The sequence below is a fragment of the Waterburya agarophytonicola KI4 genome, assembly GCF_020640915.1.
In the GTDB taxonomy this organism is placed as follows: Bacteria; Cyanobacteriota; Cyanobacteriia; order Cyanobacteriales; family Xenococcaceae; genus Waterburya; species Waterburya agarophytonicola.
This window is the reverse complement of the sequence record NZ_JADWDC010000004.1, coordinates 1-22,129: the sequence shown is the minus strand read 5'-3', so window position 1 is coordinate 22,129 and position 22,129 is coordinate 1. Positions and strand designations below refer to the sequence as shown.

The 22,129-nt window shown below is 36.6% G+C and carries 30 protein-coding genes; 9 read left to right on the top strand and 21 right to left on the bottom strand.

The window, feature by feature from the left end:
• Window positions 1–254 precede the first annotated feature (254 nt).
• The 4 genes from I4641_RS02420 to I4641_RS02405 all read left to right on the top strand — a co-directional run bounded on the left by I4641_RS02420 (window position 255) and on the right by I4641_RS02405 (window position 3,329).
• Window positions 255–848, top strand: coding sequence for a hypothetical protein (locus I4641_RS02420; protein WP_229638833.1), 594 nt, complete (start codon window positions 255–257; stop codon window positions 846–848).
• 22 nt (window positions 849–870) lie between these two features.
• A complete protein-coding gene (locus tag I4641_RS02415; RefSeq protein WP_229638832.1) occupies window positions 871–1,614 on the top strand; it encodes a P-loop NTPase family protein in 744 nt (247 codons plus the stop codon).
• Window positions 1,544–2,347, top strand: coding sequence for a DUF6753 family protein (locus I4641_RS02410; RefSeq protein WP_229638831.1), 804 nt, complete (start codon window positions 1,544–1,546; stop codon window positions 2,345–2,347). Before I4641_RS02415 ends, I4641_RS02410 begins: the two co-directional genes overlap by 71 nt.
• Window positions 2,348–2,867: 520 nt before the next feature.
• On the top strand, window positions 2,868–3,329 hold the full coding sequence (locus I4641_RS02405) for a calcium-binding protein (RefSeq protein ID WP_229638830.1): 462 nt from the start codon (window positions 2,868–2,870) through the stop codon (window positions 3,327–3,329).
• A 153-nt stretch (window positions 3,330–3,482) separates the two neighbouring features.
• Here the strand turns inward: I4641_RS02405 and I4641_RS02400 are convergent, their stop codons facing one another.
• From I4641_RS02400 to I4641_RS02340, 13 genes are all read right to left on the bottom strand, one after another.
• A complete protein-coding gene (locus I4641_RS02400; RefSeq protein ID WP_229638829.1) occupies window positions 3,483–5,426 on the bottom strand; it encodes a protelomerase family protein in 1,944 nt (647 codons plus the stop codon).
• Window positions 5,427–5,596: 170 nt separating this feature from the next.
• Window positions 5,597–6,070: an ATP-binding protein gene (locus I4641_RS02395; protein ID WP_229638828.1), complete on the bottom strand. Its 474-nt coding sequence runs from the start codon at window positions 6,068–6,070 to the stop codon at window positions 5,597–5,599.
• Between the two features lie 142 nt (window positions 6,071–6,212).
• Entirely contained in the window at window positions 6,213–6,509 is a 297-nt protein-coding gene (locus I4641_RS02390; protein ID WP_229638827.1) for a hypothetical protein, read from the bottom strand.
• Window positions 6,490–6,735 (bottom strand): hypothetical protein, encoded by a 246-nt coding sequence (locus tag I4641_RS02385; protein WP_229638826.1) that lies wholly within the window; start codon window positions 6,733–6,735, stop codon window positions 6,490–6,492. Before I4641_RS02385 ends, I4641_RS02390 begins: the two co-directional genes overlap by 20 nt.
• A gap of 541 nt (window positions 6,736–7,276) precedes the next feature.
• Window positions 7,277–7,714: a hypothetical protein gene (locus tag I4641_RS02380; RefSeq protein WP_229638825.1), complete on the bottom strand. Its 438-nt coding sequence runs from the start codon at window positions 7,712–7,714 to the stop codon at window positions 7,277–7,279.
• Window positions 7,705–8,463, bottom strand: coding sequence for a ParA family protein (locus tag I4641_RS02375; RefSeq protein ID WP_263858097.1), 759 nt, complete (start codon window positions 8,461–8,463; stop codon window positions 7,705–7,707). The genes I4641_RS02380 and I4641_RS02375 overlap by 10 nt, the downstream gene beginning before the upstream one ends.
• A gap of 221 nt (window positions 8,464–8,684) precedes the next feature.
• The gene (locus I4641_RS02370; RefSeq protein ID WP_229638823.1) at window positions 8,685–9,956 is read right to left on the bottom strand and encodes a HipA domain-containing protein; all 1,272 of its coding nucleotides are present in this window, start codon (window positions 9,954–9,956) and stop codon (window positions 8,685–8,687) included.
• A 20-nt stretch (window positions 9,957–9,976) separates the two neighbouring features.
• On the bottom strand, window positions 9,977–10,807 hold the full coding sequence (locus I4641_RS02365) for a hypothetical protein (protein ID WP_229638822.1): 831 nt from the start codon (window positions 10,805–10,807) through the stop codon (window positions 9,977–9,979).
• A 55-nt stretch (window positions 10,808–10,862) separates the two neighbouring features.
• Window positions 10,863–12,035: an ATPase gene (locus I4641_RS02360; protein ID WP_229638821.1), complete on the bottom strand. Its 1,173-nt coding sequence runs from the start codon at window positions 12,033–12,035 to the stop codon at window positions 10,863–10,865.
• Between the two features lie 44 nt (window positions 12,036–12,079).
• Window positions 12,080–12,310 (bottom strand): hypothetical protein, encoded by a 231-nt coding sequence (locus tag I4641_RS02355; protein ID WP_229638820.1) that lies wholly within the window; start codon window positions 12,308–12,310, stop codon window positions 12,080–12,082.
• Between the two features lie 77 nt (window positions 12,311–12,387).
• Window positions 12,388–12,621: a hypothetical protein gene (locus tag I4641_RS02350; RefSeq protein ID WP_229638819.1), complete on the bottom strand. Its 234-nt coding sequence runs from the start codon at window positions 12,619–12,621 to the stop codon at window positions 12,388–12,390.
• Window positions 12,622–12,810: 189 nt separating this feature from the next.
• Complete coding sequence (locus tag I4641_RS02345) at window positions 12,811–13,146, bottom strand: hypothetical protein (protein ID WP_229638818.1); 336 nt, start codon at window positions 13,144–13,146, stop codon at window positions 12,811–12,813.
• Between the two features lie 23 nt (window positions 13,147–13,169).
• Entirely contained in the window at window positions 13,170–13,832 is a 663-nt protein-coding gene (locus tag I4641_RS02340) for a hypothetical protein (RefSeq protein WP_229638817.1), read from the bottom strand.
• Window positions 13,833–14,001: 169 nt separating this feature from the next.
• Between I4641_RS02340 and I4641_RS02335 the strand changes: the two genes are divergently transcribed.
• From I4641_RS02335 to I4641_RS02315, 5 genes are all read left to right on the top strand, one after another.
• Complete coding sequence (locus tag I4641_RS02335; RefSeq protein WP_229638816.1) at window positions 14,002–14,265, top strand: helix-turn-helix domain-containing protein; 264 nt, start codon at window positions 14,002–14,004, stop codon at window positions 14,263–14,265.
• Between the two features lie 106 nt (window positions 14,266–14,371).
• Window positions 14,372–15,580 (top strand): hypothetical protein, encoded by a 1,209-nt coding sequence (locus I4641_RS02330; RefSeq protein WP_229638815.1) that lies wholly within the window; start codon window positions 14,372–14,374, stop codon window positions 15,578–15,580.
• 44 nt (window positions 15,581–15,624) lie between these two features.
• Window positions 15,625–15,879: a type II toxin-antitoxin system Phd/YefM family antitoxin gene (locus I4641_RS02325; RefSeq protein WP_229638814.1), complete on the top strand. Its 255-nt coding sequence runs from the start codon at window positions 15,625–15,627 to the stop codon at window positions 15,877–15,879.
• A complete protein-coding gene (locus tag I4641_RS02320; RefSeq protein WP_229638813.1) occupies window positions 15,872–16,135 on the top strand; it encodes a Txe/YoeB family addiction module toxin in 264 nt (87 codons plus the stop codon). The genes I4641_RS02325 and I4641_RS02320 overlap by 8 nt, the downstream gene beginning before the upstream one ends.
• Before the next feature lie 378 nt (window positions 16,136–16,513).
• The gene (locus I4641_RS02315) at window positions 16,514–16,801 is read left to right on the top strand and encodes a hypothetical protein (RefSeq protein ID WP_229638812.1); all 288 of its coding nucleotides are present in this window, start codon (window positions 16,514–16,516) and stop codon (window positions 16,799–16,801) included.
• 422 nt (window positions 16,802–17,223) lie between these two features.
• Here the strand turns inward: I4641_RS02315 and I4641_RS02310 are convergent, their stop codons facing one another.
• The 8 genes from I4641_RS02310 to I4641_RS02275 form a co-directional block, all read right to left on the bottom strand.
• On the bottom strand, window positions 17,224–17,520 hold the full coding sequence (locus tag I4641_RS02310; protein WP_229638811.1) for a hypothetical protein: 297 nt from the start codon (window positions 17,518–17,520) through the stop codon (window positions 17,224–17,226).
• Between the two features lie 610 nt (window positions 17,521–18,130).
• Complete coding sequence (locus I4641_RS02305) at window positions 18,131–18,736, bottom strand: hypothetical protein (protein ID WP_229638810.1); 606 nt, start codon at window positions 18,734–18,736, stop codon at window positions 18,131–18,133.
• 410 nt (window positions 18,737–19,146) lie between these two features.
• Complete coding sequence (locus tag I4641_RS02300) at window positions 19,147–19,524, bottom strand: hypothetical protein (protein ID WP_229638809.1); 378 nt, start codon at window positions 19,522–19,524, stop codon at window positions 19,147–19,149.
• Entirely contained in the window at window positions 19,521–20,105 is a 585-nt protein-coding gene (locus I4641_RS02295) for a DUF6036 family nucleotidyltransferase (RefSeq protein WP_229638808.1), read from the bottom strand. Before I4641_RS02295 ends, I4641_RS02300 begins: the two co-directional genes overlap by 4 nt.
• A 439-nt stretch (window positions 20,106–20,544) precedes the next feature.
• Window positions 20,545–20,784: a hypothetical protein gene (locus I4641_RS02290; RefSeq protein ID WP_229638807.1), complete on the bottom strand. Its 240-nt coding sequence runs from the start codon at window positions 20,782–20,784 to the stop codon at window positions 20,545–20,547.
• A 168-nt stretch (window positions 20,785–20,952) separates the two neighbouring features.
• On the bottom strand, window positions 20,953–21,450 hold the full coding sequence (locus tag I4641_RS02285) for a hypothetical protein (RefSeq protein ID WP_229638806.1): 498 nt from the start codon (window positions 21,448–21,450) through the stop codon (window positions 20,953–20,955).
• A 24-nt stretch (window positions 21,451–21,474) separates the two neighbouring features.
• Window positions 21,475–21,696 carry a hypothetical protein gene (locus tag I4641_RS02280; protein ID WP_229638805.1) on the bottom strand — a complete coding sequence of 74 codons (222 nt, stop codon included), beginning with the start codon at window positions 21,694–21,696 and terminating at the stop codon, window positions 21,475–21,477.
• Between the two features lie 110 nt (window positions 21,697–21,806).
• A partial coding sequence (locus I4641_RS02275) for a hypothetical protein (protein ID WP_229638804.1) occupies window positions 21,807–22,129 on the bottom strand: 323 nt, incomplete at its 5' end.

The window sequence follows — 22,129 nt, the reverse complement described above, 5'->3', positions numbered from 1 at the left end:
AAAAATTTTCATGTTTATTCGGGAAATAAAGTCAATTCATTCTCAAATTTTTTTGTGGGTGCGTCTGGTGTGAGGGTCAAAAGTTACGAATGAATCGGACTAAAATCAAGCTTGTAAATTCTGAATGGATTGTATCTATGCAATCAAATATTTTCGTGCTATGTATGGCTTCTTTTTAAGGTAGACGATCCAAAATTATAAATACTTGGCAAAATAATGAACAAGGCAAGTATATAACCTCGTATCAAGCGGTGATGAAGACTTATAAAAGCCCTCTAGAAAAACTAGTAGGGAAAAAAATAAAGAGTGTTAAGCCAAAATCAAAACAGCCTGGCTATCTTAAGTCTTTGATAAAAACACATTTTTCATTGATTGAAGATGCTTTGGCGAATGGTTGTGAATATGATGATATAGCCCAGGCAATTTCTGAAACAGAAGTAACAATCTCGCCAAGCACACTAAAGAAATATCATCAGACAAATCGAACCCAAAAGAATCTAAAAACTAAATCTAATCAAAGTCCTAAAACAGACAGTGATTCAAATAGAAAACTGCTAAATGGAGAGAAGACAAAGATTAATAGTGAGTTTCAAGCAAACTCAGATTCGGACGGGAATAATTTTATCGATAGGCATCCAAGCAATACTTTGCCAAAGACATTATCGGTGTCTCAGCCTGAGTCAAGTCAAGTCGACGGTAGCGATCGCTTATATATGTCAGAAAATCTTGAAGCTGATTCTTCAAACAAGAATCAGAGTTCGTTGGCTATTAAGCTTCAAGGCTCAACATTTTCCAATGACGATCTTTTTGATGATGACGATGATTTGAGTGGCTACAACGACTATTAAGTTAATTTATGGAGTGTAATATATGGATAGCTCGAACTATAAGTTCGTTGACCTCTTTGGGGGAGAAAAAGGAGGAGTTGGGAAGACTCTTGTTGCTAAAGTTGCGATTCAGTGTTTGATAGATCGTGATTATGAGTTTATTGCAGTTGAAGCAGATCGCTCTAATCCTGATGTGTCTAATGTATATAGAAAATATTGTAAACACGCTTTCTTTACTGAGAATGAAAAAGAGGCTGGCAGAGCAGATCGTATTTTTGAATTTGCAACTCGTAGATCTGTAATAGTTAATTTGCCCTCCCAGGTTCAAAAAGCATTAAAAGCATGGTTTGACAATAACAACTTGTTTGATTTGGGCGAGCAGCACGGGGTAGCCTTTAGAAAATGGTTTGTCACTAATGGTGAGTATCACAGCATTAAACTGTTTCTCAAATCTTTAGATGACTATGGTGAAAAAATGCCTCATATTTTAGTAAGAAATTTTGGAGTTTGCGATGAGTGGGAGCAGGTTGAGAAAGATGAAAAGGTTCAAGCTGCAATCAATAAATATAATGTTCAAACGATTGATTTCCCAAAATTGGGATACGCAGAACGATACTTTATCAACAAAAATCAACTAACATTTGGAGATGCTAGAGAGCATCACGATTTAACTATTATGGGACGGCAAAGAGTGGTAAATTTCCTCAATTCTGCCTATGCTGCTTTTGATAGTACGGGGGCATGGCAAGAACCTAACGACAAAGGAGATCTCTGTGAGTCTGCCTAGAAATAAAGCGGATGAAATTTTAGAGTTTTGTCTTGCTAAAGAATCTCCTGAAATAAGGGCTAAAATTTACGAGGTAATCAGTCTCTGTGGAGTCCAGCCGAACGATCCCATGTTTTTAGTGCTGGCATTGACTGGTCAGATTCGCGTACTTTTAGAAATTGCTCCTGTTGAATTACGCGAACTATTGGGGGTTTGGAAGGCTCAAGTTTCTGAAAGTATGAAGGATTTACATGAAGCGATCGCTCTTGTTCAAGAAGCTCAAGAACTACAGATAGAAAACATTAAACAAAGCGTCGGAGAGATTAATTCTAAAAACGTAGATGATATCTGTATTTTGCATAAATCGCTTGTAGGTGAAATTCTCTCAACCAATACTGAAGTCGAAAACAGTGTTCGAGAGTCATCACAAGAGATTACAAATGCTATTGAACAGTTAAACAAACTCAATACTAAACTTCAGTCCGAAAGAAGTACCAATATAAAGGTTATGAAAGCGTTGATTGAAGGTGTTGGTAGAACAACAAAAGATTTAGAATTGGCTAAGTCTCAGATTGACAATTCCATTGCTGTTTTTAATAAATTGAAATTGTCTAAGATTTGGGATAAGTGGGTGATATTGGGATCGCTTATAAGTGTATTGCTTGTTATTGGCTTGCTTATATTTGGATTAGTTAAAATGACTAATGTAGAGCAATCAGAAGCATTGCTAGATTGCTCAGTTTTGAATACTTAGGAATTAGCATAGTTAAAGCTGTTATTTAGATCTCTAATCTACAGAATTTGCTTTGTGCCATGAAAACGTAAATGCTCTTGGCGGGTACTTGTTTATTAAGGGGTATGTAAATTAAAGTAACTAAGTTTATTGTTTTGTCAACAATAAAATATTTGTGTTATTAAATCAAATTAGCATCATATTTGGGCTATATTGTTTTGTATCAAAGTAATTTGCGCTTCATGTACTTTTCAAGATTCACATAACTTTTGCGAAATTAATGCTTTTTGGGGAAGCGTTAATTTGAAACTATTTGCCGATCGTCAGAATATTTTGCTTATCTTGACTTAATATATTTACATTTTGCTTTTACGAGGGGTAAAAGCATAGTAATTATGTTTATCTCTGGGAAGGTTTTGTAAAATTTATCTGTATTTCTGTTTAAAACAAATTAACAGTAACTATCGGTAATTTTAAATATTTTGGCGATTAAATAGTTTTTTGCAGAAGAAGTAAGAAATGCAAATAACTTGGAACAAAAATGGCTGTACTTTACGCTGACAAAAACAATAACGATCGCATTTTGGGAACTGAAGAAAACGATGTGGTTATTGGAGGAAATGCTCATGATATTCTCTCTGGAGGAAGAGAAATAAGTGGCTCAGATTATATTGATGGTGGTCTTGGAAATGATTATCTGATAGGTGATAACTCTCCAGGTAGTAATGATACTTTAACTGGCGGAGCAGGAAGTGACACTTTTGTAATAGCAGACAGTTCTCGACTAGGCTCTTTTGAAGGTATTAGCTCGGATAATGCTGTCAATATTAAGGATTATTCTAGCGAAGACACTATTTCATTTAGTGTCAGCAATTTTGACGGTCTTCACGATGTCCACTATGGCTCAGGAGGTTCTGATGGTGCTTTGACCTTTATTTATGATGATAGTAATGAATTACTAGCAACAATTAGTGGTACAGAACATTTATTCTTACCTTCATAGTATTTTTGTTTGAAAATTATGAGATAGCCTTGAAGGATACCTTCCAGTCTGGTGGTATCCTTTAAGCGATCTAAATTATCAAATAGTTCCCACTTGGTATGCCTTAAAATTTCTTTTCACCCAGCCTAACTCAACTTTTAGTTGACTTATTTTTTACTGGCAAATTTCTTCTATCACCTTATCTTTGTCAAATTCAATTACTTCATCAATTGACGGTGCAGTTTTGCCTTTACTGTTATGGGTCGAACTCAACTCATGATGCAGATGATGCTCTTCAAGTTCATCTTCTCTTCTTTTCAATACTCTTCTAATTATGTTGTCTCCCCTTCCTGTAAGCGTTCTCACTCCTCCTATACCTATTCTAATTTTTTCTTTGTGAGTTATACCTTCTTGCTCGTTAAACTCGATTATTTTATCGATCGCATTATTAATTATTGCTTCTGCTTCAATTGTTCTTTGAGAAACTTTTCTCCCTTTATCGTTTTCGGTCTTGTCTGCTTCTGGCTTGCTTGACTCTTGTCGAACCACTTTATTATTTGTCGTATCTGCCTCGTTCTTTCCTTGCTGAGAGGTTTTTCTTTGTACTGTAGGGGTAGTAGTCGTGTCCTTACCATTGATACTTCGAGGTAAAGGGTTTTTCGAGGCCAATAGCTCGGACAAAATTCTCACCGAAGAAGAAAGATCTCTGATAGATTCGGTATTAATAGAAATATTATCGTCTGTAGTTCCCTTAATATCGGTCTTCTGTCGAGGTCTCTGAACCTCAGCTTGTCCCAGTTTTTCGATTAATCCTTCTACTTTGTCATAAAGTACATTAGTCTTTAACTCTTCTATCTCTAGGATTTCTGCTAAGGATAAGCTTATTTCTGCCCAATCAAATAGAGCTTCTAAGGTTTCTTTTTCATCTAATTCCAACCTTTCAGATAATCCCATCAAACGAGACATTAAGTATCTGGGAACAGTCACTGATTCATTCATTCTCTTTCTTCTCAACAAATGTTTTTTAGGAATTTGATTTAGATCTTTTTCTCTAGGAGGCTCACTTGGGGGTTGGGAAATCAAAGCAGATTCAATAGGAGTATTATTTCGGTTGTCCTTCGCTCTATCCTCAGAGGTGATGCGAGCGAATTGTTCGACGACTTCTACGCCCGATAGACCTAATTTCATTCCCAATCTACCGTCAATATTGCCCGAACCATCGCTGATTCTGTAGTCATAGTAATGCCGACCTGCTTCCAAGGATCTGCGTAAAACTGGATTTTTCTCTTCCAGAATTTGGTAGTGACCCTGGATTGCTGCCCGATATTCCATTTCAGGAATAGTCGGCGGACAATACCAGTGACTTGCTATAGTGGCATAAACAGCTCGAAATAGATGGGAGTAAAGATTGTCTTCACCATCCCGTTTTGGTACAAGCTCTGCAAAGTGTTCGTCACATTTTTTGGCTACTGCCCTTGAGTAACGTCCGCCGATCTGTCTGACTGATAACTCGTCAATCTCATCTCCTAAAAATCTTCTCAAACGCGCGATCGCATCGATTACTAGTTCCGCCTCGCAAAGAGTAGGAATTTCAAACACTACATCAATTGGTTCGCTTCTTCTTTTGAGAGAACCGCTAAACATGACGCTAAACTTAGTCTTATAACTAAACTTGGCTGTCTTAATTACCTCGCTACTTCTACGTCCTGTCAACACGGCTAATCCTGCTGCAATCTCAGACCAGTCCAAACTAGTTATCAACTCTTTAGCCTTGTTTGCTATTGCTTCGGGATTGCGGATAAATTTGGTATTCCTCTCGGCAATGCGATCGGTGGAGCTATTATTGATTTCTACCCATGTAGACTTATCAAATTTAACCACATCTAAAGCAGGATGTTTGGGATCTATTACTTTAATCGCATTACGTACTTGTGTTAGATAATTTTTTTGTTGCTTTGGCTCAACTAATTTTCTGGCTTCAAAAGCTTGAATAAGAGAGTCAAACCAATGATTACAGCCATCTAAATCTTTCGGTAAGGCTGGCAACATTTCTACTAATAATTTTTTGAGCCAGACCTTCGCTCCTTCCTCGGATGCTTGCTCGTATAGATTTGACAAGTTTTAAGCTCTATTGCGTAACATTTGTTGTTATATTTTAGCTCTTATCCTTATATTTAACAATTAAGCTATAAGAGAAAAGCTTTGATGGTATTTTCAAAGCAAAGTTCAAGCAAAAAGCGATCGCAATACAATCCACCCCCACTTAAAAATCGGCAAGTGATTTGGCTTTAACCTAAAGGCGTTATTTCTTTAACTGCGATGTATCCTTCTCCTAGAGTTGGTGGAGACTGCTGAAGATCGTCATAATAAGCATTGATAACGTAATTAGGTACTTTACGAGATCGCCTTCTATTCCAGTATTTACAGATATTTACTGGTGTGTTTATCCACCAAGCAATCCATTCAGGATTAAGATCGCTAACTTTGTCCAACAGTGAATTTCTCCAATCTAGTCGAACATTAGTCGCATCATAAATAGCAGTTTGTTCGTGTGTTATTGCTAGCCGAACCTGTTCAATTACCGATTGCTCTATTGTATTCCAGTCTCCTTGAATCTTTTCGTCACCATATAATCTCAAACGAATCGCATCAGTAGAGATGATAACGGAATTAGGTATCTGTTCATTTAGTTGTCGAGCAAAAGTTGATTTGCCACTTCCAGGTAAACCAACTAGAAGATGACACAGTATTGATGAGGTCATAATTTACGCTTTAACTATCCTCAGCTTTTAAATGATGGTGGCAAAAGAAATCGTATCACCACTATTTGATTAAAGCTATAAAGCTAAAATTAAAAATCATGTTGGTTAATATAAAACTCGATTTATCCTAATAAAAAAGGATTTATGGAATATCAATTTTGTGTACTCCATTTTGATAGCTAATCACGACATCATGACCGACAAAAGAAAATGATTCGTTTTCTTCAATAGATATCAGTCTCTCTTGTGCAGCGATAGCAGATGCCTCATAAGCCTTGGACATTGTATCGCCACCAAGAGTTAAAGCTATTTCATCTGGGTTAATATACTTTTGAGGAAAATCAGGCTGGTTTTGAAACAGTGGAGTAATGGTAGATTTACCAGAGCCATTAGGTCCAGCAAACATCACAAGAACTGGTTTATTTTGTGGGTCGCTCATGAAGTAAAGTTAGACTGCCATCTGGATGTTCTTCGTATACGTTTTCATCAATGGAGATAATGGTCGAAATGCCCTTATCGTGCATCCTTTCTCTAGCTTTTGTAGTAGCTTCAACCACCAATTGTTCTATTTCTGCTGTCGACAAATCGAAAAAGCTTTTTTTAGTTGTATCTGCCAAGCTATTGTTTGCCGTTTTGCCGTGTTTTGACTGCGGTATTTGAGTCATTGTTTTTAGCTAACTTTACTATAATTATACCAATTGCATAGTGAATCTATGTCACGAACTTTCCAGTAGCAAGAAAAGTCTCTTCGATCTGAAAGTTCTTTATCATTTAAATGTGAGAGTCTGGGATCGTAGTGTGGATTTTTTTCTTCTTAATTTACCTTTAGAGTCTTCAATTAAAGCTGAGTAAGCAGTAATCTTATCTCCAGGTAAAATTCGAACATTAAACAGTAAAGAGTGACAATAATTACTACCCAAACAAGAAATAGCTTTTAAAATTGAATTGCTCTAACAATCAAATTGATTTTTGTAGAGAGAAAGTAATTATCGAACGGGTTTAAATACAGTTGGTTGTTGTTGACCTTGCGCGGGAACAGAAGATTATCGTGAAGAAGAGAGATTCAGGCGCAACAGAAATTCGCTGCGCCGACAACCTATAAAAATAAAGAGATGCGATCGCTCTTGGTGGCAAGAAAAAAGAATCTTGAATCAATACTCTTGAATCAAGAATATTAAAATAGGAGAAGAGTGATCGCCAAAATTTTCAAGAATCTTGATTCAAGATAGAAGAGAGTCTATGAAGTCGAAGCTGAAGATCATCGATGGACTGAATAGAATCCCAATCGAGGGGCAGATGATGAAAGAAAAGGAGAGCAGCATGAACGAGAGTTTCTTTCTTGATCTTGTGACCGTGCAAACGTTTAGAACGCTTAACAGTAGCATCAAGCCAATCATTAAGTTCGAGAGGAAGGCGAAGATTAACCTTTTCTTTATCAAGGTCACGGTCAGAGAGAGGAGAAAAAGAAGATTCTTTATTCTTTATTCTTGATTCTTGAAAGTCAGAATTTTGATTCTTGATTCTTGATTCTTGAGAGTTGTCAATTTTATCGGTACGGTTAAAAATGCCTAGAGAAGAAGAAGAGAGGTCAGAAAGAGGGTTATTACCGAGAGCAGATTTGGATTTATTTTGTTTTAGCGACATATGACCTCCTGGACAAGAGAAGAATAGGCTTTAGCACCAACGCCTTTTTCATCGTGTTGGTAAACAGGAATAGAAAAACTAGGAGCTTCTTTAATTTTGACGTTTTCAGGGATGACAGTAGAAAACATCTTGTCAGAGAAAGTGTCTTTCAAGGATTGGAGAACCTCCTTACTAACATTAGTGCGCCCATCATAACGGGTAGCTAAAACACCAGTGATTTTAAGTGGGTGGTCGAGAGCAGTGCGAATAAGATCTAAAGCTTTTTCGATTGATCGAAGACCCAGAAGACCCAGAAAACTTAAATCAACAGGAATGAGAACTTCTTGACTAGCCATAAGAGCATTAATGGAAAAAACACCAATATTGGGAGGACAGTCAATCAAAATATAATCATATTTATCCTCAATCGAGGCAATAGCTTTGCGAAGAAGTAATTCACGACCAGGTAAACCAGAAATTGGGATTTCGTCTTCAGCCAAAATGATGTTGGAAGGAACAACATCAATATTGTCGCGGATGGAGATAACAGTATCTTGGATAGAAGCTTTGCGAAGTAAAACATCTCGGATCTGCAATTCTAAATCCCAAATGGGAATACCGAAAGACGCAGAAGAATTACCTTGGGGGTCAATATCAACAAGTAAAACTTTTTGGTGACAGAAATCGGCTAGACCAGCAGCTAAGTTATAGGCAGTAGTGGTTTTACCCACGCCTCCTTTCATATTAAAGATTGAGATGGTTCTACACATTTTAGGTAAATCCAAAAGAATGAAGAGTATTGAAAGAAGAATCTTGAAAAAATAATCTAAAAATTCAAGAATCAAGAATCAAGATAGCTCAGAAAAAATAGTTTGTCGAGATAGTTTAATCAAGATTAAAGAATCAAGAATCTTGAAAATAACAAACAAAAGCCCGCCATCGCAATTGATTTATCGATTTTGATTTCGTTCTTTGAGGTTATTAAAATCTATCAAAGTGATAGACCGTTATCTCTTTGAATTTTACGATCTCGATTGATTTGTTGGCTTTGTTCTTTAAGCTGCTGTTTATTAACTTGAACTTTTTGATTTAGTTGACGAAGCTCGCGATCGCTAAATTCATTGCTAATCACGTTAAAATCGCGGTCAAATTCAATTAATTTGCCTTCATAGCGAATTGATAAATTATCTTGTTTTTCTATTGTTACCCCATCTACTGAATCAATAATTTCCTTGCCTTGTTTAAATGCTATGTATTTGGCAGAACTTGCCAGCTCGAATTTAACGTCTTCAATAGGTTTAGAAGTATCTAGAGTAGATGCCCTAGCAGATATATTTTGAGGGGCGAGACTTATATTTTGTTGATAACTCAAATTGAGACTTAATAACTGAGATTGGTTATGACTCAATAAATCACTGGCAAAATCTCTAGATCTTGAAGTTATTCTATCTTCTGGAATTCTGACGAATAATTCTCGAATTTCTTGGGTACGGATTTGAGATAATTGGTTTTGCCAAATTTTGGCTGCTTGTGGTCTTAACTTAGCAGCTTCCTCAAAGGCTTCTAATCCAGATACATCAACTCCATCAATGCTAAACGACGAATCGCTGAAGACCTCAGAATACCTTTGTGGAGAATTATTCTCCCTCATTCTGTCGTCTAAAACTGCACCAAGACTAAAACCGTGATCGAAGACTGGAGAAAGGTAACTAGTGCCATCTTCTAATTGGACTATATCTAAATTTTGATCGTGTCGGTCTGTATTTCCGACATAAGCGTCAAGCATTAAAACCCCAACGAACATATCAACTCCGTCATTAATTCCTTCTGGAAGCTTGTAGCCAGGAGGGATTTTAATATCTTGTTCGCTCAGGACTTGAATTACTTGAGAAACTTCATAGTTGAAGGCATAATCGTAATCGATTATGCTTTCATCAAGTATTTCTGCCAGAGGAATACGTTTTTCTCCTGGATTAGAGAGGTCTGTTGAGATCGAACCTGGAATTATTAGATCGGGACTTTCGACTTGAGCAAATTCATATTTTGCTGCAGGAAGTTGAATGCGGGATGCTAACTCCGCAGTAATTTTCTCAGACCAATCGGTTCTAGATTCGGAAAGATCTGAGGGAACTTGTGCAGCTTGTTTAAATAAAGCTCGACCCTTAGAAGTTTCAACCCAACCCTTAGCGATTATTCCATCAAGTTGTTTATTAAAAATAAACTTTTCTGCTGGGATGGAAACAATATCAAATTTATCGTCCATCAAATTTTGAGAAATAATTTTTATTGGTTGAGAAGCTGAAATATTTCATCCGAAAAAGGAATTCCTGCTTTTTGATTAACCGTCGCTAAAAATAAAAACTGATATTCAAAGGGTACTCCAGAATTAACTTGAAAAACTTTAATTTGGAGTTGCTCTCTAAATTGTTGATAAAGTTTTTGGATATAGTGAGGAGCATAACCAACCATTTCATTTTCAGCATACATTGTTGTTCTGATAGTTTCAGGAGGTGGTTCGAGCATCGGCTTTTCCCATTCTCCTGGCATAACTTTCTCTTTTTCTGGGAGCTTTACTGTTATATTTGCTCCAGTAGAAATTGTTTCTAGTTCGGGTTTATTATTCGTACACATAGTCCATGTATCGACACCACGAAATACAAAATTATAATTCCCTCGTTCGTCTGGAGTGATTTCTGGAAAGAGTCCGCACAAATCTCCGTGTCTATAGCCTCCATCTCTTGCCACAAATTTTACTGGATCTATAGAGTCCTCAGAATTAAACCCCATGCAAATCTTCAGTTCTTCTTCTAAAGGTCTGGCGACAGGCATTCGGTTACGCCAAGCAGACTTAAGAATATCTTTGTATTTCATTGTTCTGCTTAGATCTTTAGGCACAAATAGATTTTTTCTTTCTGGATAAAGAGATTGATATATTTGCGCTCCTTTAATGAAGTGAATAGAACAGTCTAAATAATTATTATTTTGTTTTTCTTTCCAGGTCATTTTTTTGATAGGAAACCAAAGTCCCGTCCTAGAATCTAGTTCTGCCATAAAAAGAGATGTTATTTGATTGCTAACTGCTTTTAATGATTTTGGTTGTTGGATTGATGTCATTAGACTATATATTTAATTTATTTCAAGATTGAAGATTGAAGATTCAAGAAATCTATTAAATTGATAGATAAAGATCTATCTGTATTTCTCGATCGCGACTTTGTTTAAGAGTATGCTGTTTAATCGATTGGGTTTGTTGATTAAGCTTCAGAATTTCTCGATTAGAGAAATCATTTTGAATAATATTAAAGTCGCGATCGAATCGAAGCAATTTATCATTATAGGAAATTGATAAGCTTTCAGAGCTTTTCTCAATAGTTACGCCACTTGGAAAGTTATAAACTTTAAGATCTTCAGAACTTGTCTTGTCTATACCTCGATTTAGCACTATGTATTTTGAAGAATTAGCAAGATCGAACAAAGTATCTTCAATTTTGTCGGATGTGTCTATTGAAATTTCGGGAATACTGATTTTGTGTACTCCATTACGATAGTTAATTAAGACATCGTGACCGACAGCAGATTCATCTGAATTTAAAATTGAATTTTCATGAACTACTGTTCCATTGTCTTTTGTTTGTTGAACTAAAAAATGTTTGCCAACTGATTTAATTTTTCCTGTATGGTTGCTTCGATTTAAACTCGCAACCGAACTATCAGGATTAACCCGTTCTATCGCTAATTTTTTCTGTAGTCGTTCGTTTAAAGTAGCGATTGTTTTCTCTACCCAATCAATTTTCACTTCAGGTTGTTCTATGACTTGACCTTGAGATAAAACTGCTTTTATTTGTAGAGAGTCGCTGTTATCTATAATGTAAGTTTTATCAGCGATTTCAGCAGCTTTAGGTAAGTAGGACAAAGAACGATGATAACGAGAGACTATTTTGTCTTCTGGTACATTATGTCCCCCATCTAGAACTCTTTGTTTTACTCGATCTATGTTCAGATTTGGGTTTTCAGTAGAGACAAATATTACTTTAGTTTCAAAACCAGCTTCTGCTGCGGTTTCTAAAACAGCTAACTTGGAAGGATGACTCATGACAGTTTCAAAGGAAAAAGAAACTTTTTGTTCGATACATTTAAGTCTTTCCTTTGCCGCAATTGCTGATGCTTCATAAGCTTTGGACATTGTATCGCCACCAAGGGTTAAAGCTATCTCATCTGGGTTTATATATTTTTGAGGAAAACCAGGCTGATTTTGGAACACTGGAGTTATACTAGACTTTCCCGAACCAATCACCGAAGGGGATTCGACATCGCTTTGCGATGGCGGTGCGCTCCAGCGCACGGACCTGCGAACATAACTAGGACAGGGTTGTTCATCTACTTTGATTAATTTCTTTTTTTTCTAGTTCCGTCAGGGAGTTCTTCGTATATCTGTCCATTTACAGAAGAGACGCTAGAAATACCTTTATCGTGCATCCGTTTCTTTGCTTGTTTGATTCCTTTATTCATCAACTTTTCCATCTCTGTTGTTGATAAATCGGCAAAATCTTTTTTTGAAATATCCTCTGAATTTTTATTCTCAGTTTCAGTTTGTTTCGAGGGTAATGATTGCGTCATAGTTTTTCTAATAATGTCTATTTATTCAGCTTCAGCCAATTGCCCTATTTTTTTCTATAGTACAAAGACACGCAGTTTCAGCCAAATATACTTAAAATTGGTTGACTCAACAAATTAGCTAACACAGCAATTAATATTGCTCCCAATAACCCGATTATCCATTTAATAGAACTGTAAATATAATCTACCTTCTCTTCCAAAGGAGAAATTTTAGTAACTTCATTTTCTATTACAACTAATCTTTCAGAATTTTTGATTAGCTGTTGTAGAATCGCTCCTTCGTACTGCTGTTTCGGTTCTGCATTAGCCATGTTTTTTTCCTCCATGCTTAATTATACTTCTGTCGATTGTCTGTATTCGTATCGAATCGCCTATCGGTTGACGATTGCGGGTTCAATAATTAATTTTCTGTCCTACCCAATTTTTAGCAATCGCCCCCTAACAGGTTTTATTTTCTTCTACAGTTTTGACAACGATAGATATTTATGACTGTTGCTGGATCATTTTTCTAAAAATAAAGGTAATTGTGGAGATTTAGAGGGTGTGGAAGATTTAATCTTTGTGTTTTCGACTCGTAATTGAAAGTTTTCCTGTTGTAATCTCTCAAGATCTCTTCTGAGTAATTTATAATCGTGAGCCAGATTCATGTAGTCTTCGTAATGATTCATAGCCAAGATAGTTGCCTGCTCTGGGTATTTCTGAAGATGGAGAGAAAGCAAAATTAAGGCGAATTCTCGTTCTATGTTGTGTTCTGGTAATGGCATAGTAATTTCTAGATGATTGTGTTGATCTAACTGAAAAGATTTGCGATCGCTATTAGCAATGATAGCGATCATCTTTTATTTATTTAGAAAATGTCCTAAAGGATACCGCTCCGCATATCTTCGGTGCAGATATTATGAGCCATATCAAAGGCGCAGATTTCATTCTCTGCTACCCACAAAAACTTACTTTCTACAAAGCTTTCTGTAGGCATCGTATTTCCATCAGCGTAGCTGCTTAGACGATAATGCCATTCAACATGGTTTAAATAAGCTTCAGGATTATTTTCGTTATAAGTGTATTGATTGAATTGGCATTCAACAATCTCGAAGGTTGCCCATTCCATGTAATGCTCATCTTTATCAATTACTTTAACGATACTTCCTACTTCATATTCAGCATGAGATTTATCAGCTTCATCTATTATTTCTTCTGTTGGAAATGCTTCGAGTTCTTCTAAATCGATATCGGGAAAAATATCTAAGTTATCTTCGAGTTCTACTGAAACCGCTAGGTCAGAAGATACGATGCAGTCGTTCGTAATTTCATGATGCTCTCTGGCTTGATGGTCAAAGAGTTTGCACCATCCTCTTCCATTTGACTCGTGAAAATTGTCGAAATATAGGCAAGTAGCGCAGTTTTTTACTTCTACTGCTAGCTTCGTAGCTGTAGCTTGTGTCATGATATTAAATACCTTAATTGATTTGTTGAGGTGTAGAGAGCGATCGCAATCTTTGGACGGAGGGCGATCGTTTCTCATATTTATTGATTTACATTATTTGGTTAACTTCTATGGCTTGCGGATTAATGTTTTCCGTTTCCTTATGATTTAAGTATAGCGCGTCACGCTATATAGCGTCAAGTAGTAAATATAATATCTTGTGTGCTAAAGTAGTGGCGTAAAGTCATCAAATAGAGGACATTAGAAAATGTTGACTTTGGGGAAGCAAATGCTTCGATGGAAGCTTAGAGAAGTAATGGCGCGTGCCAAAATAACCAATCGGGAATTGGCAGCCGAACTAAAAGTTCATGAAACTTCTGTTTCTCGAATGAAAACGGCAGATACAATGCCTCGGATTGATGGCGATACACTAGAGAATCTTTGTAACTGTTTGACTAAGCTGTACAAAGAAAAAGGAATAAATGAGATAGTAATGCCCGCAGCTCTATTTGAATTTACTCCGAAACAATAAAAGAAGAAAAATCTGCTGTAAATAGCAAAAACGATCGCCTATGTCCTGAGAAAACTTAGCGATCGCTTTTATGACCAATATCCCTAAAAGGAGGGAAATATTCGTTATGACCATTTTAAATGGTGTGGAGCAAAGCTGCACTCTTAATTCTCCAGTAATTCAGATAGATTGTTTAAAGACTAAGTTTGACACGGTAGTAATCTCAAACTCTCTAATCGCCCTACTAGACCACAATTACAACGAGGCGCGTTTTCTACAGCAATTACACTACTGGAGCTATTCAGAATATGGAGTGGTAATCGATGGAATTAGGTGGATATTCAAACCTATCAGTGAATGGCTTAATGAAGTACTAGTAGGACTAACAGAATGGAAACTTAGAAAAGTGATCGCATCTCTGTTAGAGAAAAATCTAATCAGAAGGGAGAAGTTATTCGCCAGACATCAGAAGCAGGAGTATAAAAGTTTTTGGTGGCAGCCGAAGAACCAAACCTACTACTACAGTATCAACTATGAAGAACTTGGAAAACTGATAGAAAAGGCTGAAAGTATTGAAAGCATCCGTATTGAGGATTCCACAGAACTAAGTATTGAGAAAATCAAAACAACTAAGTCCTGTGAATTGTCTCAAAACAATACAAAGAGTACTAAATATAAAAATCTAACAACAAAGCAATTAAGCGATCGCATAAATCAAAATTCCTCAATTGCTGCCGCCCAACAGAAAAACACCTCAAAAAGAGAAAAAACTCAATCCAATACAAATCATCATTCAGATAGGTTAACTACTTTTTCTAACCAAATAAAACAAAAATCAACGCAAGATAAGTCAAACCTTAATAAAGAAAAAGAAGCCGCTAAAATTGACTATATAGTCAATAAAAAATGGAAAGAATTAATACCGTTGTTAGATAGTGCTGGCGTACCAATAAACAGAACGATAAAGGATTTACTGAAATTGTATCCAGCAGAGAAGGTAGAGGGTGCAATCGCATTGGTGAGAGCGAGAAAAAGAGAACAGCACATTCCAAATCCTTCGGGGTATTTCGTATCGGCGTTGAAAGGGGATTGGTCAAGTCAAAATATTGTTGAAAGCGATCTTGATCGCCAATCATCAGAAGTTGATAAAGGAGCAGTATTCCGTCATTGGTATGACTTATCTAGAGAATTGGGGTATTGCTCTGGGCAGGAAATCAGAGAAGGGCAGCAGTGGGTATGCCTTTCAGGGAGCTGGGAGAAGTGGGAAAGTGCATTAGAGCGAGGGTATTCACTGGAATATTTGAAGAAGATAATGAAACGAAATCAAAATTCTTGATGATTAGGATAAAATACTTGTACAGGTAGTAAGACAGGTTTAGGATGAAAATAATTACTTTTACCGAAGCGAGAAACAAGCTAAAAAATGTGTTGGATCGGGTAGTTGATGATGCCGACTATACGGTAATAACCAGAAGGGATGCAGATGATGCGGTAGTAATGTCTCTGGATTATTTTAATAGCTTGTTGGAAACGGTTCATCTACTCAAGTCTCCTGCGAATGCAGCTCATCTAGAGCGTTCGATAGCTCAATACAGGGCGGGAAAAGTAACAGAAAAAGAATTGTTGGATGAGTAGTCGAATATTAGCATGGACTGATGAAGCGTGGGACAGTTATGTTTACTGGCAAGGGCAGGATAAAAAGACCCTTAAGAGAATCAATAAGCTAATCAAAGCAACAAAAAGTACGCCTTTTAATGGAATAGGAAAGCCAGAACCTTTGAAGGAAAACTTATCAGGATTTTGGTCTCGTCGAATTGATGATAGCAATCGTCTCGTGTATGCAGTAGATGACCGTTACATAACTATTATTTCTTGCCGCTTTCATTACTAAAGTAAGCAAAAATTCTTAACAAGAATGCTGTCATGCCAAAAATACCAGAATGCGATCGCCGTTTATTCTATTCGCCTTCGCCATATGTTGTCTGTGGGGTACATCCAGAGGGAGTAGAGGGGAATAGCTGTATAGATTTCAGACCTGACCCCCAAAAAGAACCAGAAGAACAATGGTCTCCTCAAGGATACTGCTGGTATGGGAACGAATTGATCCGAAATCATTCATATCGAACTAAAGAAGAACAGGAGTATCTGTTAGATAATCACCCGTTTTTCACGGGTGTATGTCCTGAGTGTGGTTATGAATTTGATCGATCTAAGTCGCGCCTGAGTTCACGCTTGATTGCCCGTCGTGTAGTTGGGTGGATGATTCGATTTGAAACGAATAAAAGAGCTAAATGATAGATTGCGAGGAATATCAAGATTCTTTTTTCTTGATTCAAGAATAAGGAAAAGCGAAAATAAAGCGATTGCACAAGAAAGAAATATTGGCGCAACAGAAATCTGCTTTGCTAACAACTTAGAAATGTCTGAAGTGATCCAAATCACATCTAAAGACAAGGGATCTGAGACAATAGAGAGTATAAATACCGCCAGTCACCGCTATAAAAGACTGGCATTTAAAATTTTAAAACCCAAGTCAAGATTGACCTGGGTTTATTGAAGAATAAAAATTAAACATAGAAATAAACATATCAAGCAACAGATTAATCCAGATTACTCAAAATGCACTCGGTAAAAATAGGCAATTATCAAATCGAGTACGGGCAAATTTAGGCAGATTGAAATTTGTCTACGATCACTCGACGAATAGAGTGGCAATTTTATTGAAAAAGCCGCCATCAATAGAACCAAACGTTAAAAGTTTATTGTTAGGGGTGAATGGTTTCATTGTCATCCTGAATTGCTTCAATATATTTCTGATATTTGAGTCGGACATACCCAGATAAAAAATTGCTTCTTTTTAAATTAACCGACTCTAGCAACATAATCCTGACTGCATATCGCACTAATAGTTCGGGCGATCGCTTTCTTCAGTTTTAAAGAATCAAGAATCAAGATTATTGAATAAAGATTAGATCAAACTCAGGCATAACGTGAGGATCGCTGCTGTTTGATCTTTTTTAGAGAAATTTTTCTAAGTTTTTTAACTTTCTGCCGTGAAATAGTGGTAGTTTCTGAGGGAAACCTTGTCCGTTCGTTTTCTCCTAATTTGATTACTAGCACATAAGGACTATTGATACCTAATTCATTTGGTAATCTTTCCCTAATATAGTGACTTCGCTTGGGATTGAGATGAAAATATTCACGATCTAATTCGAGTTGTATGTTATCTGCATTAATACCCTCGTAATAAGTATTCATGCTGTAAATATCTTTCATGAAACAGCTAAAAAATAATTAACTTTACAATTCAATTAAAGCTATTTTAACTTGGAAATTTGGTAGCGTTATATTTAGCTTTGGTTTAAGATCTTTGAGTTCAAAGCTTTAGAGCATTGTTTTTGCAAACAATACACATATTTTAATCCACAGGCGATCGCAAGTAAGAATCAAGAATCAATATTCAAGATTAACGGGTGTATGTCCTGAGCGTAGGTATGAACTCAACTGTTCTAAGTCGCGCCTGAGTTCACTCTCGATTGTCCGTCGTGTAGTTGAGTGGATGACTCGGTTTGAAACGAGTAAAAGAGCTAAATGATAGATTGTGAGAAATATCAAGATTCTTTTTTCTTGATACAAGAATCTTGAAAATGAGAATGAAGCGATGATCGCATAAGTTATAAAGATTGTTGTTGTTGACCTTGTGCGGAAACAGGATGCGATCGCAAAGTTAATAAAGAAATTCTTGACGATAAACCGAAACTTTAGAGTTATTCAAATGAAAGCTACTGGATGTAACCTTAGTCTTACTAGAAGCTATTCTGTATTTAATGGAATCATTTCAAAAAACAGGTTTTTGGTCGTTAAATTTCTGTAAGGAGTTGCAAACTTAATCCTCAAAAAAAATTTGATGCTTTAACCAAGAGGGCATAGACCAATCGTCTGTCCAAAGAATATTATTGTCTATTGAATATTTATTCAGTCCGACTTTTGACCAATATCTTCTGAGCAAGCGTTTGCCGTATTTCTCTTCATATTTTGCTCTCAAGTCTTTCAGAGGACAGGGATGGCAAGAAACGGCTTCTCCCTGAGCAAAATTCTCCAAAAACATCGCTAGTCCCTTCAGCGCAAATCCAAATTGTCTGTATTCAGGCTTAATAAAAACCTCATCAATATAGTACAAATATTGAGAGGATAAATAATTTTTGCCATCATCGTAAAGAAAATAGCTTGCAGCGAAACAGAGATCTTGAGAAATAAGATCGGCTAAAATCGCCAGACTTCGTTCAGGCTCAAATAAGTTTATTCTGTAAGCTGAGATAGATCCAACCTTTTTGAGCTTGATTACGCCATCTGCAAAGTCTTCGGAGGATAACTCATAGCTAAAATCTGCTTTAATGGAAGAATGCATTGGCGTTATTAAAAAGTCATCTATCTTGGAGATATATGTATCACTGTTTGATGAATAAGTGATAGTCTCAACTTGTAATTCCATTTTCACTTTTTGTTTTGTGTGCTTTGCCGCCTATCAGCGTTGATGTAGTAAATTTATTTTTGGAGACAAAATGAGTCGAGTAAGAACGAATACAACACAGCATAATTCTGAAATAGCGATAGAAGCATTTAATCAACTGTTTCCTAATAGAAAAATTAAGACTGTGAAATATATTCCCAAGAAAAATAAACAGTCGAAAAAATGAGCCTTTGAGAATTTTACTAATTTTTCTGACGTAATAGAAATCCGCGCTTGCCAACAACTATTTTTTTTAGGTGGTGCTTAGAAGTTAGAAAGGGAAAGGAATATGCCTCCCTGTAATACCTCAACAATTTATCGCGATCGCAGAAAATTAATATATGTCTACAATTCTGGACGAACTTCTCAGTATCAAGAGCCAGATTAAGGTATCAAAAATGAACGTAGTGCCGTGTTTGATATTGTAGTAAAGGTTGTATGGCAGTAGATATGTCCTCATCAAGATCCCATTCTTGAGCTATTGGGTCTAAGCTTTTACTGGAAGTAACAAGTTTTAATTCGGGCAGGTTTTCTTTGATTTTCTGAGTTAATGCCATAAGTTCAATTTGTCGGAGATCGCTTACACAATTGAAGCTCATAAATAAATCAAGCAAGTAACCAGCACGACGAAGTTCCATAGAGTTCATTTTGTCGAGATTTGGAGTATAGTCTTCGTACCAAAAACCAAGAGCAACAGGCTTTAAATCTTCTGAATTGAGGTTCGTCAAAGACGAACCAACTAGATTTTCAAACTGTTGCTGTAAAGTCATTGTTCTTTTCTAATCAGATCTAAAGCTTGCCTTATATTAAATGATAGCCCATCGGGTCGGACAGGGTAGTAGCTTAGAGCCTCGTTTGCGGTATCGATAAATTCCTGCTCGGTGAATAGCTCTTTTTCGTAGAGTGTTTTAATATCGGAGCGATCGTTAATTTCAAATCTACTCAACTTAGAAACAGCTAAATCTACAGCAGAAACGAGAAAAAGGGAGACTAATTTAGAGCGAGTTTGGTGTAAAAATATTGCTCTTTCTTCGTAGTCAGGATTGAGAGAAGCTAGAGAAGTATCAAAATTACCATTAAAAAATAGACTTTTTCGTAATCCCCGTTCATTTCTAAAAAAGACGGGTTTAATAGTTATCTCAGGAAAAGCCAGATTGTCAAGTTTTTTCAATTCTGCATCAACGTCATTGCTAGTTCTAGATCCTGTATGGAGATGTACGGCACAGCCACCAAAAAGATAGACTTTCACAGCATTGGGAGGAAGATTTTGGTAGTTTTCTGCTAACCAAGAATCTAAGTTTTCAAACATTTGGAATATAGCTTGGGAAAAAGAAGTTTCAGTGTAGAGCATTTAATTCCTGTTTCCTTACTCTTATATAATATCATTGCTCTTATTAAAAATAGTAAAAAGGAGAGGGAGAGTTAGGATCGATGTATATTTCAACTCCAGACTGATGTAGCAACTTTTTCAATGATAATGATTGCTTCGTTGATATCTATCACTGCTGAACCACTCGCTCAAATAGTTTCACTTGATGATTATGTATTATTTGAAGAATATGTTAATAAATTTCTAAATGTTGCTGACAATTATTCGGAAAAAATATCAAATTTGCTGGCTTCATTTAATAGTGAGGATATCGATCAACTTGAATCGAGTTTTATACATTAAAGCCTAGCAAACAAGACGAGTTCTTTAATTGAAAGCGATATTTTAAAGAATCAAGATTCTTGATTCTTGATTCTTTAAATCAATTAATTCAACATTATGAAATCTGAGAAGTTTATTGCTATCTTTGTTTAACTTGAATCAGACCGTCGGCAGCGAGGGAGTTAGCAATCCAATAAACACCAGTGTGATGAAATTTACCGACTGAATGAAGTTGTTTGACTTTATCAATGATGATGTCGCAATCTTGATCGCTTAGAATAGCCCCATTAGTGCCACAATCTTGCTTAACAAATTCTCTTGTAAGATAATTCAATTCTTCACTGTTCGATTTTTGAGATTTTTGTTCCATGTTAGTCATCTATCTCTTAGGAATCCTCTGCCTTTAGGTATGGGGTGCGTCAAAGGAAAACTATTTGAGATTGTAAATTTATAAGGGAGAGAGCGATCGCGTAGCAATGAATCAGGCGACCGCTTTGCGTCCAAGGAGGGACTAATGCTGTTTTAAAACTCTTCAAAGAGAAAAATCTTAGCAGTGCCAGCCGCATTTGAGGCACTCGGAATAAGTAATGCGACCATCGAGATCGATTTCTGGAAAATAATCTGACTGGCAGTTGGGACATCTTAGAGATGATTGTTGGTAAAAAGAGCCAGTAGTTTTTTGGATTAAATTACCGTTTTGCCAAAGACAAAACTCTTGCCAATCATTTCCAGACTCAGAAGATTTTAACTGAAGAGTCAGATTAGGAAACAGTTTTGCGATCGCATTAAAGCCGTTAAAAGGACTTATCCAAGGACTAGTGAACTGAAGTTCAAGAAAATCTTCCGTGTAATCGACAATTTCAATTTCGCAGTCCCATTTAATGCCCCAATGTAGACGACTCCAGGACTCAATTTTTTCTGGCTGAAGGTCATAAGGTCGGGGAATGATTTTCTCAAAGAGTAATCCGCGATCGCTCCAAGGAAGTTGATTGATGTGTTGAGAGTCGCCATTGACTTGGAGAGTATTGTTGCACCAATTAGGCATGATAATTTTTAGCTAGTAGTTGGCTCAAGAAAGGTGAATTAAGTAGAGATTGATATTCCAACCCATATCTTTGAAGTACCAGAGGATTAACTCGTTTCGAGTAGGGAAAGTATAGGGAACGATAGGATTATCGGGAGAATCGCCGAAGTCGTAAAGACCCCAAAGACTATCTTTTTGGTGAAGATAAGAACCGTCGAGGTTGATGGTGTAAGCAGCAGAATTAAAATCAATGTTGTCCAGGTTCATGAGGAATAATTAGAGTTTTTTTCGGATTGGGAGGACATTTGATAGTGGGGGGTTTGTTAGAGCGATGGTAAGAATTAGAAAAGTTCATTTTTTGCGTTGATGGAGAGAGATTAATCAAAGTCCATTGAATCAAGAGCGAAGTGAACAGAGTCCCAGGAAATACCGATATTTGCATCATGGTTGGATTCGATGTAATCCAAAACGTCTAAACAATGTTCATTAGTGAGCTGGAGATTGCGATCTCTGGCTACTGCTTTAACGTCATCAACGTCCCAAGTAATCGAGATAAAGTCAGAATGCTGTTCGAGATAATTGTGCGCGACCGCTTTAGCTCGTTCTTGGTTGTCGTGAGAAATAACGCCAGCATCAGTAAGAAGCTGTAGAAGATCGGTAATGGTTTCAGTGTAAGGGCTAGAAGAATTGGACATAGTAT

What these genes read in the sequence shown, in the direction of transcription:
- I4641_RS02290 (WP_229638807.1), bottom strand. Translation starts at nt 20,784, where the DNA reads ATGACTAACATGGAACAAAAATCTCAAAAATCGAACAGTGAAGAATTG.
- I4641_RS02415 (WP_229638832.1), top strand. Translation starts at nt 871, where the DNA reads ATGGATAGCTCGAACTATAAGTTCGTTGACCTCTTTGGGGGAGAAAAA.
- I4641_RS02340 (WP_229638817.1), bottom strand. Translation starts at nt 13,832, where the DNA reads ATGAGAAACGATCGCCCTCCGTCCAAAGATTGCGATCGCTCTCTACAC.
- I4641_RS02300 (WP_229638809.1), bottom strand. Translation starts at nt 19,524, where the DNA reads ATGACTTTACAGCAACAGTTTGAAAATCTAGTTGGTTCGTCTTTGACG.
- I4641_RS02325 (WP_229638814.1), top strand. Translation starts at nt 15,625, where the DNA reads ATGAAAATAATTACTTTTACCGAAGCGAGAAACAAGCTAAAAAATGTG.
- I4641_RS02350 (WP_229638819.1), bottom strand. Translation starts at nt 12,621, where the DNA reads ATGGCTAATGCAGAACCGAAACAGCAGTACGAAGGAGCGATTCTACAA.
- I4641_RS02420 (WP_229638833.1), top strand. Translation starts at nt 255, where the DNA reads ATGAAGACTTATAAAAGCCCTCTAGAAAAACTAGTAGGGAAAAAAATA.
- I4641_RS02295 (WP_229638808.1), bottom strand. Translation starts at nt 20,105, where the DNA reads ATGCTCTACACTGAAACTTCTTTTTCCCAAGCTATATTCCAAATGTTT.
- I4641_RS02280 (WP_229638805.1), bottom strand. Translation starts at nt 21,696, where the DNA reads ATGAACCTGGACAACATTGATTTTAATTCTGCTGCTTACACCATCAAC.
- I4641_RS02380 (WP_229638825.1), bottom strand. Translation starts at nt 7,714, where the DNA reads ATGTCGCTAAAACAAAATAAATCCAAATCTGCTCTCGGTAATAACCCT.
- I4641_RS02330 (WP_229638815.1), top strand. Translation starts at nt 14,372, where the DNA reads ATGACCATTTTAAATGGTGTGGAGCAAAGCTGCACTCTTAATTCTCCA.
- I4641_RS02285 (WP_229638806.1), bottom strand. Translation starts at nt 21,450, where the DNA reads ATGCCTAATTGGTGCAACAATACTCTCCAAGTCAATGGCGACTCTCAA.
- I4641_RS02370 (WP_229638823.1), bottom strand. Translation starts at nt 9,956, where the DNA reads ATGGACGATAAATTTGATATTGTTTCCATCCCAGCAGAAAAGTTTATT.
- I4641_RS02405 (WP_229638830.1), top strand. Translation starts at nt 2,868, where the DNA reads ATGGCTGTACTTTACGCTGACAAAAACAATAACGATCGCATTTTGGGA.
- I4641_RS02395 (WP_229638828.1), bottom strand. Translation starts at nt 6,070, where the DNA reads ATGACCTCATCAATACTGTGTCATCTTCTAGTTGGTTTACCTGGAAGT.
- I4641_RS02390 (WP_229638827.1), bottom strand. Translation starts at nt 6,509, where the DNA reads ATGAGCGACCCACAAAATAAACCAGTTCTTGTGATGTTTGCTGGACCT.
- I4641_RS02310 (WP_229638811.1), bottom strand. Translation starts at nt 17,520, where the DNA reads ATGAAAGATATTTACAGCATGAATACTTATTACGAGGGTATTAATGCA.
- I4641_RS02305 (WP_229638810.1), bottom strand. Translation starts at nt 18,736, where the DNA reads ATGGAATTACAAGTTGAGACTATCACTTATTCATCAAACAGTGATACA.
- I4641_RS02365 (WP_229638822.1), bottom strand. Translation starts at nt 10,807, where the DNA reads ATGACATCAATCCAACAACCAAAATCATTAAAAGCAGTTAGCAATCAA.
- I4641_RS02410 (WP_229638831.1), top strand. Translation starts at nt 1,544, where the DNA reads ATGCTGCTTTTGATAGTACGGGGGCATGGCAAGAACCTAACGACAAAG.
- I4641_RS02375 (WP_263858097.1), bottom strand. Translation starts at nt 8,463, where the DNA reads ATGTGTAGAACCATCTCAATCTTTAATATGAAAGGAGGCGTGGGTAAA.
- I4641_RS02335 (WP_229638816.1), top strand. Translation starts at nt 14,002, where the DNA reads ATGTTGACTTTGGGGAAGCAAATGCTTCGATGGAAGCTTAGAGAAGTA.
- I4641_RS02320 (WP_229638813.1), top strand. Translation starts at nt 15,872, where the DNA reads ATGAGTAGTCGAATATTAGCATGGACTGATGAAGCGTGGGACAGTTAT.
- I4641_RS02385 (WP_229638826.1), bottom strand. Translation starts at nt 6,735, where the DNA reads ATGACTCAAATACCGCAGTCAAAACACGGCAAAACGGCAAACAATAGC.
- I4641_RS02355 (WP_229638820.1), bottom strand. Translation starts at nt 12,310, where the DNA reads ATGACGCAATCATTACCCTCGAAACAAACTGAAACTGAGAATAAAAAT.
- I4641_RS02345 (WP_229638818.1), bottom strand. Translation starts at nt 13,146, where the DNA reads ATGATCGCTATCATTGCTAATAGCGATCGCAAATCTTTTCAGTTAGAT.